This is a genomic window from Bacillus cereus group sp. BfR-BA-01524 (genome assembly GCF_022662595.1).
Lineage (GTDB): Bacteria > Bacillota > Bacilli > Bacillales > Bacillaceae_G > Bacillus_A > Bacillus_A thuringiensis_S.
Genome location: NZ_JAKUDW010000372.1, coordinates 1 through 284 on the forward strand (window position 1 = coordinate 1; position 284 = coordinate 284).

The following is a 284-nucleotide window of genomic DNA, read 5'->3' on the forward strand; positions in this document are numbered from 1 at the left end:
ATAAAGAAGTAGGCAATCGCCTACTTCTTTATTTTATTTCTCTTTTGTATTCTTTTTTCGTTCCATCAGAGAAGACAACTTCTAAATCGAATTTTTGGTAGTCTTTATCAAGTTTGAACACGTTCGCTACTTGATCGATTACTTCTTGGTCAGGAGTATCTTTATCAAATTTTAATTCTTGTAGAAGTGGGCTTAATTTTGTGATAGCCTCATCTCCTGTTAATTTTACATCTGCTTTATGATCTTCAATTTTTGCTTCCATTTTTTTATCAGCTGCTACATTT

The 284-nt window shown here is 31.7% G+C and carries 1 protein-coding gene; it reads right to left on the reverse strand.

Annotation, left to right across the window (positions count from 1 at the left end; translation table 11 throughout):
• Positions 1 to 28 precede the first annotated feature (28 nt).
• On the reverse strand, positions 29 to 284 hold a 256-nt coding region (locus tag MR170_RS31525), incomplete at its 5' end, for a YusW family protein (protein WP_242310732.1).